Origin of the sequence: Micromonospora sp. NPDC047467, from assembly GCF_040643095.1 — a bacterium.
Lineage (GTDB): Bacteria > Actinomycetota > Actinomycetes > Mycobacteriales > Micromonosporaceae > Micromonospora.
Genome location: NZ_JBEYTO010000005.1, coordinates 231305 through 246746, shown reverse-complemented (window position 1 = coordinate 246746; position 15442 = coordinate 231305). Strand labels below are relative to the sequence as shown.

The 15442-nt window shown below is 70.8% G+C and carries 12 protein-coding genes and 1 tRNA gene; 6 read left to right on the top strand and 7 right to left on the bottom strand.

Going from position 1 to position 15442, the window contains the following annotated elements; translation table 11 throughout:
* Positions 1–58: 58 nt before the first annotated feature.
* From thrC to argS, 4 genes are all read right to left on the bottom strand, one after another.
* Complete coding sequence (thrC, locus tag ABZ780_RS16595; RefSeq protein ID WP_357007693.1) at positions 59–1108, bottom strand: threonine synthase; 1050 nt, start codon at positions 1106–1108, stop codon at positions 59–61.
* A 138-nt stretch (positions 1109–1246) separates the two neighbouring features.
* Positions 1247–2557 carry a homoserine dehydrogenase gene (locus ABZ780_RS16590; RefSeq protein WP_357008221.1) on the bottom strand — a complete coding sequence of 437 codons (1311 nt, stop codon included), beginning with the start codon at positions 2555–2557 and terminating at the stop codon, positions 1247–1249.
* Positions 2558–2565: 8 nt separating this feature from the next.
* Complete coding sequence (lysA, locus tag ABZ780_RS16585) at positions 2566–3951, bottom strand: diaminopimelate decarboxylase (RefSeq protein ID WP_357007690.1); 1386 nt, start codon at positions 3949–3951, stop codon at positions 2566–2568.
* Between the two features lies 1 nt (position 3952).
* Positions 3953–5626: an arginine--tRNA ligase gene (argS, locus tag ABZ780_RS16580; RefSeq protein WP_357007688.1), complete on the bottom strand. Its 1674-nt coding sequence runs from the start codon at positions 5624–5626 to the stop codon at positions 3953–3955.
* A 97-nt stretch (positions 5627–5723) separates the two neighbouring features.
* Here argS and ABZ780_RS16575 point away from each other — a divergent pair, with 97 nt between their 5' ends.
* The 4 genes from ABZ780_RS16575 (at position 5724) to ABZ780_RS16560 (ending at position 8459) form a co-directional block, all read left to right on the top strand.
* Entirely contained in the window at positions 5724–6536 is an 813-nt protein-coding gene (locus ABZ780_RS16575; RefSeq protein WP_357007685.1) for a DUF3105 domain-containing protein, read from the top strand.
* Between the two features lie 9 nt (positions 6537–6545).
* The gene (locus ABZ780_RS16570) at positions 6546–7214 is read left to right on the top strand and encodes a DUF305 domain-containing protein (RefSeq protein WP_357007682.1); all 669 of its coding nucleotides are present in this window, start codon (positions 6546–6548) and stop codon (positions 7212–7214) included.
* A gap of 381 nt (positions 7215–7595) precedes the next feature.
* The gene (locus ABZ780_RS16565) at positions 7596–8291 is read left to right on the top strand and encodes a winged helix-turn-helix domain-containing protein (protein ID WP_357007679.1); all 696 of its coding nucleotides are present in this window, start codon (positions 7596–7598) and stop codon (positions 8289–8291) included.
* A 93-nt stretch (positions 8292–8384) separates the two neighbouring features.
* Positions 8385–8459, top strand: a tRNA-Arg gene (locus tag ABZ780_RS16560).
* A gap of 91 nt (positions 8460–8550) precedes the next feature.
* Here ABZ780_RS16560 and ABZ780_RS16555 read toward each other — a convergent pair.
* Positions 8551–9519: a WYL domain-containing protein gene (locus ABZ780_RS16555; protein ID WP_357007677.1), complete on the bottom strand. Its 969-nt coding sequence runs from the start codon at positions 9517–9519 to the stop codon at positions 8551–8553.
* Between the two features lie 109 nt (positions 9520–9628).
* Here ABZ780_RS16555 and ABZ780_RS16550 point away from each other — a divergent pair, with 109 nt between their 5' ends.
* Positions 9629–10054, top strand: a complete 426-nt coding sequence (locus ABZ780_RS16550) for a VOC family protein (RefSeq protein WP_357007675.1) — start codon at positions 9629–9631, stop codon at positions 10052–10054.
* Positions 10055–10109: 55 nt separating this feature from the next.
* Here the strand turns inward: ABZ780_RS16550 and ABZ780_RS16545 are convergent, their stop codons facing one another.
* Positions 10110–12251: an ABC transporter permease gene (locus tag ABZ780_RS16545; protein ID WP_357007673.1), complete on the bottom strand. Its 2142-nt coding sequence runs from the start codon at positions 12249–12251 to the stop codon at positions 10110–10112.
* 126 nt (positions 12252–12377) lie between these two features.
* On the opposite strand from ABZ780_RS16545, the gene ABZ780_RS16540 reads away from it, so the two are divergent.
* Complete coding sequence (locus ABZ780_RS16540; RefSeq protein WP_357007671.1) at positions 12378–13004, top strand: helix-turn-helix domain-containing protein; 627 nt, start codon at positions 12378–12380, stop codon at positions 13002–13004.
* 10 nt (positions 13005–13014) lie between these two features.
* Here the strand turns inward: ABZ780_RS16540 and ABZ780_RS16535 are convergent, their stop codons facing one another.
* Positions 13015–15396, bottom strand: coding sequence for an excinuclease ABC subunit UvrA (locus ABZ780_RS16535; RefSeq protein WP_357486544.1), 2382 nt, complete (start codon positions 15394–15396; stop codon positions 13015–13017).
* Positions 15397–15442 lie beyond the last annotated feature (46 nt).

Below are 15442 nucleotides of genomic sequence, written 5' to 3'. Positions count from 1 at the left end.
TCGTCGGCGGCGGCGGGACGCCGCCCCCCGCCGCCCACCCGGCCGGGTGGTTACCGCCTTATGCCAGGTCGAGGGCGCGTGCCGCCGCCAGCGGGTCGTTCGCGATGGTCAGCGGGGACGGCGCCGTGGAGATCGCCCACTCCGGATCCTTCAGGCCGTGACCGGTCACCGTGCAGACGACCGTCGACCCGGCCGGCACCGCACCCGCCGCAGCCTGTTGGAGCAGGCCGGCCACGCTGGCCGCGCTGCCCAGCTCCACGAAGACCCCGACCTCGCGGGCGAGCAGCCGGTACGCGGAGAGGATCTCCCGGTCGGTCACCGCGGCGATCAGACCACCGGAGGCGTCCCGGGCGTCGAGGGCCTTGGTCCAGCTCGCCGGGTTGCCGATCCGGATCGCGGTGGCGATGGTCGACGGCTCCGGCACCACCTGACCGGTCACGATCGGGGCCGCCCCGGAGGCCTGGAAGCCGTACATCTTCGGTGCGCGGGTGGTGGTGCCGGCGGCGTGCTCCTCCGAGTAACCCATCCAGTAGGCGGAGATGTTGCCGGCGTTGCCGACCGGCAGGCAGTGGATGTCGGGCGCGTCGCCGAGCGCCTCGACGATCTCGAAGGCGGCGGTCTTCTGGCCCTGCAACCGGTCGATGTTGACCGAGTTGACCAGCGCGACCGGGTGGTCCTGGGCCAGCTTGGCGGCGAGCGCCAGGCAGTCGTCGAAGTTGCCGTTCACCTGGAGCAGCTTCGCCCCGTGCACCAGCGCCTGGGCCAGCTTGCCCAGCGCGATCTTGCCCTGCGGCACCAGCACCGCGCAGGTCAGCCCGGCACGGGCCGCGTACGCCGCGGCGGACGCGCTGGTGTTACCGGTGGAGGCGCAGATGATCGCCTTGTTACCGGCCTCGACCGCCTTGGACACCGCGACGGTCATCCCCCGGTCCTTGAAGGAGCCGGTCGGGTTGGCGCCCTCCACCTTGAGGTACACGTCGCAGCCGAGCCGCGCCGACAGCACCGGCGCCGGCAGCAGCGGGGTGTTCCCCTCGTGCAACGTGACGACGGGCGTGGCCGCGGTGACCGGCAGCCGATCCCGGTACGCCTCGATCAAACCCCGCCACATGTCGCTCTCCTCGCCTCTGACCCTCGCGCCGACCTGCGCACACGGTCACCCTGGACCAGCCTGTCGGAGCGTCCGGTGGCACACCCCGGGTTACCCACCTGGCGGGACGAGCGAGCGCCCCACGACCGGTGCAACGATTCAGGCCCCGCCCTCGACCCGCAACACACTGGTGACCGATCGCACGATGTCCAGGCCACGCAGTTCACCCACGGTCGCGGCGAGCGCGGCGTCCGGCGCGACGTGCGTGACGATGACCAGTTCGGCGTCGCCGTCCCGGCCGGGCGCTCCGCCCGCGGAACCCTGCCGCACCGTCGAAATCGACACGTCGTGCCGGGCGAACACACCGGCCACCGCGGCCAGCACACCCGGACGGTCGGCCACGTCCAGGCTGATGTGGTAGCGGGTCAGCGCCTCGCCCATCGGCCGGACCGCCAGGGCCGCGTACGCGCTCTCGCTGGCCGCGCGGACTCCGGCGAGCCGGTTGCGGGAGACCGCCACCACGTCGCCGAGCACGGCGCTGGCGGTCGGCGCGCCACCCGCGCCCCGGCCGTAGAACATCAACTGCCCGGCCGCGTCGGCCTCCACGAAGACAGCGTTGAAGGCGTCACCGACGCTGGCCAGTGGGTGGCTGCGGGGGATCATCGCCGGGTGCACCCGGACGCTGACCGTCTCGCGGCCGGCCGTGTCGACGCCCCGGGCCGCGATGCAGAGCAGCTTGATCGTGCAGCCCATCGCCTGGGCGCTGGCCATGTCGGCGGCGGTCACCTCGGTGATGCCCTCGCGGTGCACGTCGGCGGCGCCGACCCGGGTGTGGAACGCCAGCGAGGCGAGGATCGCCGCCTTGGCCGCCGCGTCGAAGCCCTCCACGTCGGCGGTCGGGTCGGCCTCCGCGTACCCCAGTTCGGTTGCCTCTTCGAGCGCCTCGGCGAAGCCTGCGCCGGTGGCGTCCATCGCGGAGAGGATGAAGTTGGTGGTGCCGTTGACGATGCCGGTGACCCGGTTGATCCGGTCGCCGTGCAGCGACTCCCGCAGCGGGCGCAGCAGCGGGATGGCCCCGGCGACGGACGCCTCGTAGTAGAGGTCGCCGCCGCCGTCGGCGGCCGCCTCGTGCAGGGCCACGCCGTCCTCGGCGAGCAACGCCTTGTTGGCGGTGACCACGCTCTTGCCCGCGCGCAGCGCCTCGACCAGCCAGGTTCGGGCCGGCTCGATGCCACCGACCACCTCGACCACCACGTCCACGTCGTCGCGCTTGACCAGGCCGAGCGCGTCGGTGGTGAACAGGGACTCATCGACCGGCAGGTCACCGCGGTCGCGGCCGAGCCGGCGCACGGCGATGCCGGCGATCTCCAGCGGAGCGCCGATCCGGGCAGTCAGGTCGGCCGACTGCTCGTGCAGCAGCCGGACCACCTCCTGACCGACCGTGCCGCAGCCGAGCAGAGCCAAACGCACAGGTGACGTCATCCAACATCCAATGCGAGCAGGTCCTCTTCCGTTTCCCGCCGGACGATCAGACGCGCCTGACCGTCACGTACCGCGACGACCGCTGGTCGGGGCACGTGGTTGTAGTTGCTGGCCATGCTCCGGCAGTAGGCGCCGGTGCCGGGCACTGCGACAAGATCTCCGGGCTGCACGTCGGCGGGCAGGAATTCATCCTTCACCACGATGTCCCCGGACTCACAATGCTTTCCCACCACGCGGGCGAGCAGGGGCTGCGCGGTCGATGCCCGGGAGGCCAACGTCGCCGAGTAGGACGCGTCGTAGAGCGCCGTGCGGATGTTGTCGCTCATCCCGCCGTCGACGCTGACGTACGTCCGGATGCCGTCGAGGTCCTTGACCGTGCCGACCTCGTAGAGGGTGAACACGGCCGGCCCGACGATGGCCCGGCCGGGCTCGATCGACAGCCGGGGCACGGCCAGGCTCTCCGCCGCGCACTCCGAGTCGACGATCTTGCGCAGCCGCTTGGCCAGGTCCTGCGGAGTGGCCGGGTCGTCCTGGGTGGTGTACGCGATACCGAAACCGCCGCCCAGGTCCAGCTCGGGCAGCTCCACCCCACGCGCGTCGCGGATCTGCGCCTGTAGGCCGAGCACCCGCCGGGCGGACACCTCGAAGCCGCTCGCGTCGAAGATCTGCGAGCCGATGTGCGAGTGCAACCCGCGCAGCTCCAGCACGCCCTCGTCGAGGACCCTGAACGCGGCCTCGGCGGCGGCGCCGCCGGCCAGCGAGAAGCCGAACTTCTGGTCCTCGTGCGCGGTGGCGATGAACTCGTGGGTGTGTGCCTCGACACCCACGGTGACCCGGATCAGCACCCCGGGCCGGACGCCCCGCTCACGGGCCAGCGCGGTGAGCCGGTCGATCTCGGTGAACGAGTCGAGGATGATCCGGCCCACACCCGCGTCCAGCGCCCGACTCAGCTCGGCCACCGACTTGTTGTTGCCGTGGAAGCCGATCCGCTCCGGCGGCATCCCCGCCGAGAGCGCCGTGGCCAGCTCGCCGCCGGTGCAGACGTCGAGGTACAGCCCCTCCTCGGCGATCATCCGGACCACCGCCCGGCAGAGGAACGCCTTGCCGGCGTAGTAGACGTCCTCCTTCGGGAAGGCCGCCCGGAAGTCCCGGCAGCGCGAGCGCAGGTCGGCCTCGTCGAGGACGTACACCGGGGTGCCGAACTCGGCCGCGATGTCGCGGACGCTCAGGCCCGCGACGGCGACCGCGCCGTCGGCGCCGCGCGTCACGCTGCGCGGCCACAGCGCCGGCATCAGGGCGTTGACGTCCTCCGGGGTACGCAGCCACGCCGGCCCCCGGCTGCCGATGTCGCCGTGCAGCGCACCAGCCTCGTGAGCCCTCATGTCACATCCTCTCGGGTGCGGAGACGCCGAGCAGGTGCAGGCCGTTGGCGATCACGGTGCGGGTGGCGTCGTTGAGCCAGAGCCGGGCCCGCTTGGCGTCGGAGACCGGCTCGTCGCCGCGCGGGAGGATCCGGCAGGCCGGCTCGTCGTAGAAGCGGTGGTACGCCTGCGCGACGCGCTCCTCGAGGTAGCGGGCGATCCGGTGCGGCTCGCGCAGCTCGGCGGCGGAGGCGACCACGGCGGGGAACTCGGCGAGCGCCTTGAGCAGCTCGTTCTCCTTCTCGTGGCCGAGCAGGTCGGGGCGGAACGCCTCGCCCTCGCCCCGGGTGAGGCCGACCTCGGCGGCGTGCCGGGCCACGCTGGCCGTCCGGGCCGCCACGTACTGCACGTAGTAGACCGGGTTGTCGCGGCTCGCCCGCGTCCACAGCTCGATGTCGATGTCGATCGGCGAGTCGCTGGAGTAGCGGGCCAGGGCGTACCGGGAGGCGTCCACGCCGATCGCGTCGACCAGGTCCTCCAGCGTGATGACCGTGCCGGCCCGCTTGCTCATCCGCAACGGGGCGCCGTCGCGCAGCAGGTTGACCAGCTGCCCGATGAGGATCTCCAGGTTGCGCTCCGGGTCGTCGCCGAAGCAGGCCGCCATCGCCTTCATCCGCCCGACGTAGCCGTGGTGGTCGGCGCCCAGCATGATCACGACCCGCTCGAAGCCGCGCTCCCGCTTGTCGAGGTAGTAGGCGCAGTCCGCGGCGAAGTACGTCCACTCGCCGTTGGACTTGCGCAGCACCCGGTCCTTGTCGTCGCCGAAGTCGGTGGTCCGCAGCCAGGTGGCGCCGTCGGACTCGTAGACCCGACCCTGCTCGCGCAGCCGGACCAGCGCGAGATCCAGCTCACCCCGGTCGTGCAGGTCCTTCTCGTTGAAGTAGGTGTCGAACTCCACCCCGAAGTCGCGCAGCGTGGAGCGGATCTCGTCGAACATCAGCGCGACGCCCTCGACCCGGAACACCTCCTGGGCGGCGTCGTCGTCCAGGGTCAGCACGTCGGGCCGCCGGGCCTGCACCTCGGCCGCGATCTCGGCGATGTACGCCCCGCCGTAGCCGTCCTCCGGTGCGGGCTCGCCCTTCGCCGCGGCGAGCAGCGAGCGGGCGAACCGGTCGATCTGGGAGCCGGCGTCGTTGAAGTAGTACTCCGTGCCCACCTCGGCACCGGCGGCCCGCAGCAGCCGACTGAGCGCGTCACCGACGGCCGCCCAGCGGACGCCGCCGATGTGCACCGGGCCCGTCGGGTTGGCCGACACGAACTCCAGATTGATCTTCTCGCCGGCGAGCCGGTCGCTGCGGCCGTACTCCGCGCCGGCCTCGACGATCAGCCGGGCGAGCTGGCCGGCGGCGGCGGCGTCGAGCCGGATGTTGAGGAAGCCCGGCCCGGCGATTTCCACCGACTTGATGCCGGATGCCCGACCCAGTTGGTCGGCTAGGGCGGCGGCCAGATCCCGCGGCGGGACGCCCACCTTCTTGCTCAACTGCAGAGCGAGCGTCGACGCGTAGTCGCCGTGCTCGGGGTTGCGCGGTCGCTCCACCACCGTGCGCTCCGGCAGCGCGGCGTGGTCCAGGCCACGCTCGTCGAAGACGGCGTGGGCGGCGGTGAGGACGACCGAGGCGAGTTCTGCAGGAGTCACTCCCCCATGTTATCGGGGGTAGACTCGGGCACTCGGCGGCAACCCTGCGCGTCATCGGCCCGCCATCTCCCCTGACCGACCGACCTGACGAGGCACGATGAGCATCAGCACCCCGGGCGGCCCTGAGCGCCGCCCGACCGTGGTCAGCACCGGCAAGAAGCCGGCTGCGGGCCGGCCTGCGTCCGGCGCCAAGGCCGGCTCCAGCAAGCCGACCGGCAAGCCTGCAGGCAGCCCGCGGGCAGGCGGCAAGGGCCCCCGCAAGCCGGTCACCCCGGTCAAGGTGAGCCAGGGTCGGGCCTGGGGCCCGATCGCGCTCTTCGTCGCCGTGGGCGTGCTGGCGGCCGGCATCATCGGGTACGGCGCCTGGGCGTCGTTCCAGGGCGCCAAGCCGTGGGACAAGCGGGCCAACGCCATCGACGGCATCGTCAACATCCGCAAGTCCGACCCGGACAGCCTGAAGTACGAGTCGCACAAGTCCGGCCCGCTGACCTGGAACTACTCGCCGCCGGTGGGCGGGGTGCACAACGCCACCTGGCAGAACTGCATGGGCGACGTGTACGACGCCCCGATCGCCAGCGAGCACGCGGTGCACAGCATGGAGCACGGCGCCGTCTGGATCACCTACCAGCCGAACCTGCCGCAGGACCAGGTCGACAAGCTCGCCGGCAAGGTGCGCGGCGTCGAAAAGATGATGCTGAGCCCGTTCGAGGGCCTGGACAAGCCGATCTCCCTCCAGGCGTGGGGCTACCAGCTCAAGGTCGACAACGCCGACGACGGGCGGATCGACGAGTTCATCAAGGCCCTGCGGGTGAACGCCTCCATCGAGGGTCCGACCGCACTGTGCAACCAGGGTGTGACGGCCACCGGCACCACGCCGCGTGACCTCCAGGCCCAGACGCCCACCCAGTAAGGACGGCGAATGACTGCCCCCGCCACCACCGACAGCGAGCACAACGCGGCACCGGCCGACCCCGACGAGGACGGCCGGGGGCCGGCACGTCGCTACGGCGTCCCGGCGCTCGCCATCATGGTGGTGGTGGGCCTGCTGCTCGGGTACGCCGGCGGCCTGCTCACCCCGCAGCTCACCCGCCCCGGCGACACCTCGGTCGAGGCGGGCTTCGCGCGGGACATGACGACGCACCACACCCAGGCGGTGGAGATGAGCCTCACCGCCTACCGGTCGGCGACGATGCCCGCGGTGCGGCAGATGGCCGTGGACATCGCCACCGGGCAGCAGGGCGAGATCGGCGCCATGCAGACCTGGCTGCGGGAGTGGGGCCTCAGCCCGACCGGGTCGCAACCGCCGATGGCCTGGATGTCCGACGGGGCGACCGTCAAGGACGGGCTGATGCCGGGGATGGCCACCCCGCAGGAGATGACGGCGCTGCGCGACGCCCAGGGCATCGAGGTCGACCGGCAGTTCCTGACCCTGATGATCAACCATCACCTGGGCGGGATCCACATGATCGACGCGGTGCTCGGCGAGACCGACAACGACGAGGTGGTGCGGGTGGCGCAGACCATGAAGGCCACCCAGCAGACCGAGTTGAACAACCTCCGGCAGCTCCAGACGCAGGCCAAGGGCTGACCCTCCGCACGGGCACATCGGGCCCGCGTCCCCGCCGCACGTCGGCGGTGGCCGCGGGCCCGCGCCATGTCGGGCGCTGCGCGCGGCAGACGGCAGCCCTTGATCCACTCCAGATCGGCGACATGGGGGTATCCCTGCGGGTGGATGCCCCCACATCGGCGACCTGGAGTGGTCAAGGGCTGGCCACTGCGTCGAGGCTTGGTCGACCCGTCGCAGCGACTACGCCGGCCCGCTGCGGCGCGTACCGGCAGGGCGACTTGTAGACGTTTGTCGCCTAGCGACCGGTTTGGTCGATTGGAGCGGTCCAACCTATTACGTTGCTTAGAGAGTTTTCTCCCCACATATCGTGACCAGTTGCGATTCGGGCTCGTTGCCAAAGACGTGGGGGTTGCACTCAGAGACGCACGGCGTTCGGTCACCAGTTGGTGCCGACGCCACACCATCGGCGGTGACGGGGCGGTGGCAGCCGTCCGTCGCGGACAGCGGCAGGGCGAGCCGGGAATGCTCAGCCGCGAACAGGAACTCGAACTGATCGACGCGCTGCGGGGCGTCCACCCCGACGAGTTCGGCCTGGATGAGGAGCTGTGGACGCGGCAGAGCCTCACCACGCTCATCCAGCGCCGGTTCGACCTGCCGCTGGACGCGGGCGCCGTCGGGGCGTACCTGCGAGCCTGGGGGTTGGGTCCGCGGGAACCGCGCGAGCGGGCCTGCGGGCTATGCGTCAGCGCGGTCGAGCGGTGGGTCCGCAGCGAATACCCGGCGATCACCCGGGCGGCCCAGGAGCACCTGGCGGAGGTCTACTGGATCGGCCGGGTGCGACTGCGCGGCACCATGCCGGCCGCCGACGTGATCTCCGCCGTCTCGTCCCGAGGCCGGGTGCGGTTCATGATCACCACACCGACGGTCGACCCGCCACTCCCCCGCGACTTCGTGCTGCGGCTCAGCGGCGAGGAGCAGCGCACAGTGCACCTGATCGTCGACGGCTCCTGGCCGCGCAACGAGTGGCCGCGCCGCCTGCCCCGACGGATCGTCCTGCACCCGCTGCCCAGCTGCGGTCGGGCGATCGCGGCGGCCTGAGCACCCGGGTGAGCCGGTCTCCGACACGATCGGCTCACCCGATACCGATTCGGCGTTCGCGCAGCAGGTTTGCTAGTCTTCTCCAGTCGCTGAGCCCCCGTAGCTCAGGGGATAGAGCACCGCCCTCCGGAGGCGGGGGCGCAGGTTCGAATCCTGCCGGGGGCACCAAGAATGACCTCGCCGGGCGCAGGAGCATGTCGGCTCCCCGCGCCCGGTTTTGCGTTTCCGCTGGTAGGAAACCCTGCGCGACGCCGTGGCGTCATCCTGCCGCGTCGGCATAGCGGCGGGCGAGCCCCGCGAAGGCGGCCTTGAGCTCCGCGGGCCTGATCACCTCGATGCCGGTGTCGAACCTGCCGAGGGCTGCTGCCAGACCCGTCCAGGACCAGGAGCCCTGGACGAGCTTGCAACGGTCGGCGCCGAGTTCCTCGACGATCCCGTCGCGGGTGTACGCGGCGACGACTGTGGCGGGAAGGTCGAGGATGACCTCGCCGACGCAGGGCCACTCCGAACTGTCCGCGGAACCCCGGAAGCGGCCGGTGACGAACGTGGCCACGTCTGCCGTGGGCAGCTGCCGTGGGGTGAAGCGTGGTCCGGTGGGGGTACGCGGGCTGATCCGGTCGCAGCGGAAGATCCGCCAGTCGTCGCGGTCGAGGTCCCAGCCGACCAGATACCAGCGTCCCTTCCAGGTGACGAGGTGGTGGGGCTCCACCCGGCGCGGCGGCGCGTCCGTCTCGGCGGTCGCCGCGACGTAGTCGAAGCGGAGAACGTCGTGGGCGTGGACGGCCGCGCCGATGGCTGTCAGGACGGTGCTGTCGACCCAGGATCCCGGGCGGGTGGTGGGCTGGTCGACGGCAGTGACCTGGAGGGTGTCGATGCGGTGCCGCAGTCGGCTGGGCATGACCTGCCGCATGGTGTTCAGCGCTCGTTCCGCGCCCTCCTGGACGTCCGCCCCGGAGGCCGAGACCACCTGGAGTGCGACGGCGATGGCAACCGCCTGCTCGTCGTCGAACAGTAGCGGCGGCATCTGGGCTCCGGCGTCGAGCCGATAGCCGCCGTCGGGTCCTTTGAAGGCCCGGATCGGGTAGCCGAGCTCGCGCAGCCGGTCGACGTCGCGCCGCACCGTACGCGGACTGATGTTCAACCTCTCGGCGAGCAGGCCGCCCGGCCAGTCACGCCGTGCCTGAAGGAGAGAGAGCAGCGCCAGCAGTCTCGCCGAGGTGGTGGGCATGAACCAGATTCTTCCCCAAGTAGCGGCCACAACCTGACCGCTACCCCTGCCACTGTCTGTCCCGCGCCGGGGCAACAGCCGCGGATCATCCGTAACACGAGGAGCAGCAATGAGCATCACCACCGTCGCGCACATCAACCTTCGGGGCAACGCGCGGGCCGCTCTCGAGTTCTACCGGTCCGTGTTCGGCGGGGACCTGGTCGCGGTGACCTACGCCGAGGCCCACAACGTGCAGAACCCGGACGAGGCCGACCAGATCATGTGGGGCCAGGTCACCTCCCCCGAGGGCTTCCAGATCATGGCGTACGACGTGCCGGCGGCGCGGCCGTGGAGCCAGGGTGAGAGCCCGTTCTTCGTCTCGGTCCGGGGCAGGGACGCCGACGAGATCACCGGCTACTGGAAGAAGCTCAGCGAGGGCTCGACCGTCGTGGTGGACCTCGCACCGGCCGGCTGGGCACCCCTCTACGGCATGCTCACCGACCCGTTCGGCATCACGTGGGTGCTCGACGTCGCTGTCGAGTACAACCCCGCCTGACGAGATCGAGCAGTCCACCGCCGACCCGGGCGGGTCGGCGGTGGACTGTCGTCGCTCAGTGCACCTCGACGGGCACCAGCTTCGAGGGCACCTCCGGAGCCGAGCCAGCGTCCGGGTCGTCGGCACCCGAGCGACGCTCGCGGCGCTTGAGCCACTGATCGATCAGCAGGTTCAGGACCAGTCCCACGGCACCCCAGATGGCGATGACCAGCAGGTTCTGCCCGACGCCGACACCGTCGAAGTAGCGCAGCGAGCGGGCGATGTCGACCGCCGCCGGCAGCGGCAGCATGTCCTGGAGGGGGCGGAACACTTCGGGGACCATGTAGACCGACAGGCCACCGCCGGAGGCGGGCACGCCGGCCATCATCAGCACCACCATCATCGGGATGATCCCGGCCAGGCCGACGGTGCGGGTGAGCACTCCGGTGGCCAGGGCGACCGAGAAGATGGTCAGGGCGCCGTACGCGATCATCTCCAGGGCGTTGCCACTGATCGCGCCGATGAGGACGTCGAAGAGGAACCACAGCCAGACGGACATGCCGATCGCCCAGCCGCCCAGGAGCGGCAGGAACTGCGGCAGGCGGCGCACGTGCGGGGCACCGCCGCGCAGGACGGCCAGGAACAGGAAGCCGGCCATGATCCAGGACATGCCGACGTACATGCTGTTGCTGCCGCCGGTGTCGTTCTCGCTCAAGGGCTGCACGTCGGTCAGCGTGAGCGGAAGCTCCTGGGCGGCGGCGATCGGCTCGAAGATCGCGCGGATCGTGGACTGCTGGCTCGGGTTGGCCGCGGAGGCCGAGTACAGCGTCGCCGGGGCGTCCGGTGCCGACGGCAGGACGAAGGCGGCGACCACGTCGCGGGCGCGAATCTGCTCGGTGGCCTCCTCAGCGGTGTTCGCGACGGTGACGTCGAGGATGCCGTCGAGCTGGGTGTTGAGGCCGTCGGCGGTCTGCTGGGCCACCTCGGGCAGCGCGGCGACCACGACGACCGGGATGTCGTGCGGCTGCGGCTTGTGCATGGAGAAGCCCATGGCGCCCACGACGGCCACGAGGATGGCCAGCGGGAAGGCGGCCGCGGCGACGTACCGGAACCGCTTGGAGCGCGGCGGGCCGCCGGCGAGGGCGGGAGCCTTGGCGTCGGGGTCGGAGATCGGCGGGACGCCGGGGATGACGTCCCCGGTCGCGCTGCGCTCCTTGAGCAGGCAGAGCGCGAGGGCAGCGATGATCCACACGCCCAGGACGATCAGGTGGCCACCCAGGCCGGTGCCGTCGAAGTAGAGGACCGAGCGCAGCGCCTCGCCGGCCGCCGGGAGCGGGAGCACGCCGTGCAGGAACTGGAAGAACCCGGGCATGTTGTGCACGGACAGCGCCAGGTTCGACGCGGGCATGCCGAACACGACCCAGAGCAGCATGCCGGGGAGCACCGCGAGGGGCCCGACCAGCTTGGAGAACAGCAACTGGGCCATGCCGACGGCTGCGGTGGCGAGCATGCCGACGCCGAGGAAGGTGAGGTAGTGGCCCTCGACGGCCCCCACGATGGGCCCGAGGATGAGCCAGATGATCGAGCTGGTGGCCGCGGACCAGCCGGCCAGCACGGGCAGGAACCGCCGCAGCCGCAGCAGGTGGGGAGTGCCCATCACCATCATGCTCAGCGGCACGTAGCCGGCCAGCATCATGCCCATGGCGGCGAACAGGACCACGATGCCGGCGCGGTCACCGTCGGGTAGCGGTGCCACGTCCTCGGTGGTGGCCTGCCAGTTGTTCTCGACGGTCACGGGCGCGAGCAACTGCTGGACGGTGGCGCCCTGCGAGGCGCCGGCCGCCGAGGCGGTGAGGATGGTCGCGCTGGTGCTGCCCTCGGAGGGCAGGATGAGCGCGCCGGCGGCTTCCTGGTCGTGCAGCAGGTCGACCGCGTCGTCCCGGGTGGCCACGAGCGTGGCCTCGGTGGTGTCACCCGGAGCGGCGTTGAGCCCGTCGACGATCGCCTGCGCCGTCGCGCCGCTGCCGACGACCGCGACCGGCATGTCCCGGGGGTGCGGTGAGTGCATGGTCGCCATGTAGGTCGCGAACATCATCGTGACCATGAGGAACGGCATCACGAACAGGGCAACCATTCGGATGATCTGTTCCTTGCGGTCCGCGCCGGGCGGGCGGCCGTCGATCACGTCGGCAGCCTCGATCACGGCTTCGGTATCCATGCATGCTCCAGACCATGTTTGTACGCCAGGTGACTTACAAACTGTAGGTGGCGGATGCCGAGAGTGGGAATCCAGCTAGGTTGACCTCAGTCACACATCTCGGCGGACACACGAGGGGGCCAGGTCATGAGGCGGTCCGGGGCGGCACGCACCGCGCTGCTGGACGCGGCCGAGCGGCTGTTCGCCGAATCAGGCGTCGCGGAGATCTCCGACCGGAGGGTGGCCGAGGCAGCCGGGAACACCAACCACTCGGCGGTGCGCTACTACTTCGGCGGGCGCGAAGGGCTGCTGAAGGCGCTTCTGGCCCGCCACGTGCACGACGTGACGCAACAACGCGCCGGGATGCCACCACCCGACGACTCCGTCCTCGGCGACATACGCGGTCTCGTGGCGCCCAGCATGCGGGTCCTCGACCAGCTACCGCGCCCGAGCTGGCGGGCCCGGTTCCTCGACCACGTACTCCACAACCCCGCCACTGAGCCGATCATGCGGGAAGCCCAGGACATCACGCCACAGGCACTGCAACTGCGCGCGTCACTCGCCGCGCGGCTGCGGCACCTCGACCCGGACGTGGTCGCCGGCCGGGCGCGACTGATCACCCGCATCGTCAGCACCGCGACCGCAGAGGTCGAGGCACGCGCCGAACGTGACGGCGAAGACCCCCGATGGCCCGAGGTCGGCGACTTCCTCGTCGACGCCATCACCGGCATGCTCACCGCCCCCATCAGCCGACCAGGCCGAGCCGAGACCTGATCTCGCGGGCTCAGCCGCCGACGTACGCCGCGAGGTGCTCGCCGGTGAGCGTCGAGCGGGCGGCGACGAGATCGGCCGGGGTGCCCTCGAAGACGATCCGGCCGCCGTCGTGACCGGCACCCGGACCCAGGTCGATGATCCAGTCGGCGTGCGCCATGACGGCCTGGTGGTGCTCGACGACGATCACCGACTTGCCGGAGTCGACGAGCCGGTCCAACAGGCCGAGCAACTGCTCGACGTCGGCGAGGTGCAGGCCGGTGGTCGGCTCGTCGAGGACGTAGACGCCGCCCTTCTCGGCCATCCGCGTGGCCAGCTTGAGCCGCTGCCGCTCGCCGCCGGACAGGGTGGTGAGCGGCTGGCCGAGGCTCAGGTAACCGAGGCCGACGTCGGCGAGCCGGTCGAGGATGGCGTGCGCGGCCGGCGTACGCGCCTCGCCGTCGGCGAAGAACCGCTCCGCCTCGGTCACCGACATGGCGAGCACCTCGCTGATGTCGCGGCCACCGAACCGGTATTCCAGGACCGAAGCCTGGAAACGCCTGCCCTCGCACTCCTCGCAGGTGGCCGCCACACCGGCCATCATTCCCAGGTCGGTGTAGATGACGCCGGCGCCGTTGCAGCCGGGGCAGGCGCCCTCGGAGTTGGCGCTGAACAGTGCCGGCTTCACACCGTTGGCCTTCGCGAACGCCTTGCGGATCGGCTCCAGCAGCCCGGTGTACGTCGCCGGGTTGCTCCGACGCGACCCGCGGATCGCGCTCTGGTCGACCGACACCACGCCCTCCCGGTCGGACACCGAGCCGTGGATCAACGAGCTCTTACCCGACCCGGCCACCCCGGTCACCACCACCAGCACGCCCAGCGGAATGTCGACGTCGACGTCCCGCAGGTTGTGGGTGCTCGCGCCCCGCACCTCCAGCACGCCCGACGGCGTCCGTACCGATGTCTTCACGCTGGCCCGGTCGTCCAGGTGCCGGCCGGTGAGGGTGTCGCTGGCCCGCAGCCCGTCCACGGTGCCCTCGAACACCACCTCGCCACCGGCGGTGCCGGCCCCGGGGCCGAGATCGACGACGTGGTCGGCGATGGCGATCGCCTCCGGCTTGTGCTCCACGACCAGCACGGTGTTGCCCTTGTCGCGCAGCCGCAGCAGCAGGTTGTTCATCCGCGCGATGTCGTGCGGGTGCAGCCCGATGGTCGGCTCGTCGAAGACGTAGGTGACGTCGGTGAGTGACGAGCCGAGGTGGCGGATCATCTTGGTGCGCTGCGCCTCGCCACCGGAGAGGGTGCCCGACGGCCGGTCGAGGGACAGGTAGCCCAACCCGATCTCCTCGAACGAGTCGAGGAGGTGTTGCAGCCCGGCGAGTAGCGGCGCCACCGAGGGCTCCGCGATGCCCCGGACCCAGTCGGCCAGGTCGCTGATCTGCATCGCGCAGACGTCGGCGATGTTCCTACCGTTGATCTTCGAGGACCGGGCCTCCGCGCTGAGCCGGGTGCCGGCACACTCCGGGCAGGTCGTGAACGTCACGGCCCGCTCCACGAAGGCGCGGATGTGCGGTTGCAGCGTGTCGATGTCCTTGGCCAGGAACGACTTCTGGATCTGCGGGATCAGGCCGACGTACGTCAGGTTGATGCCCTCGATCTTGATCTTGGTTGGCTCCTTGTGGAGCAGGTCCTGCAACTCTTTCTTGGTGAATGTGCTGATCGGCTTGTCCGGGTCGAAGAAGCCGCAACCACGGAAGATCCGCCCATACCAGCCCTCCATGCTGTAGCCGGGGATCGTCACGGCACCCTCGTTGAGCGACTTGCTGTCGTCGTAGAGCGCGGACAGGTCGAAGTCCGTGACGGAGCCCATGCCCTCGCAGCGCGGGCACATGCCGCCGAGCCGGTTGAAGGTCGCCTTCTCGGTCTTCGTCTTGCCGGCGCCACGCTCGACCGTGATCGCGCCGGTCGCCCGGACCGACGGGACGTTGAAGGAGAACGCGTTCGGCGAGCCGATGTGCGGCTGCCCGAGCCGGCTGAAGAGGATGCGCAGCATCGCGTTGGCGTCCGTGGCGGTGCCGACGGTGGATCGGGCGTTGGCGCCCATCCGCTCCTGGTCGACGATGATCGCCGTCGTCAGCCCGTCCAGAACGTCTACCTCGGGCCGGGTCAGCGTCGGCATGAAGCCCTGCAGGAAGGCGCTGTACGTTTCGTTGATCATGCGCTGCGACTCGGCGGCGATGGTGCCGAACACGAGCGAGCTCTTGCCCGAACCGGAGACGCCGGTGAACACCGTCAACCGACGCTTTGGCAGCTCGACCGTGACGTCCTTGAGGTTGTTGACGCGAGCGCCCTGCACCCGGATCAGGTCGTGGCGGTCGGCGGCATGCGGCGCGGACGAGTCCGTGGCCTTGCTCATCGTGTCTCCATCTGTCGGGCGGGCGCTGCGCCTCCGGGTGGCGCCG

Coding starts and splice junctions, on each gene's coding strand:
- thrC (WP_357007693.1), bottom strand. CDS start 1,108: ATGTGGCGGGGTTTGATCGAGGCGTACCGGGATCGGCTGCCGGTCACC.
- lysA (WP_357007690.1), bottom strand. CDS start 3,951: ATGAGGGCTCACGAGGCTGGTGCGCTGCACGGCGACATCGGCAGCCGG.
- ABZ780_RS16575 (WP_357007685.1), top strand. CDS start 5,724: ATGAGCATCAGCACCCCGGGCGGCCCTGAGCGCCGCCCGACCGTGGTC.
- ABZ780_RS16570 (WP_357007682.1), top strand. CDS start 6,546: ATGACTGCCCCCGCCACCACCGACAGCGAGCACAACGCGGCACCGGCC.
- ABZ780_RS16555 (WP_357007677.1), bottom strand. CDS start 9,519: ATGCCCACCACCTCGGCGAGACTGCTGGCGCTGCTCTCTCTCCTTCAG.
- ABZ780_RS16550 (WP_357007675.1), top strand. CDS start 9,629: ATGAGCATCACCACCGTCGCGCACATCAACCTTCGGGGCAACGCGCGG.
- ABZ780_RS16545 (WP_357007673.1), bottom strand. CDS start 12,251: ATGGATACCGAAGCCGTGATCGAGGCTGCCGACGTGATCGACGGCCGC.
- ABZ780_RS16540 (WP_357007671.1), top strand. CDS start 12,378: ATGAGGCGGTCCGGGGCGGCACGCACCGCGCTGCTGGACGCGGCCGAG.
- ABZ780_RS16535 (WP_357486544.1), bottom strand. CDS start 15,396: ATGAGCAAGGCCACGGACTCGTCCGCGCCGCATGCCGCCGACCGCCAC.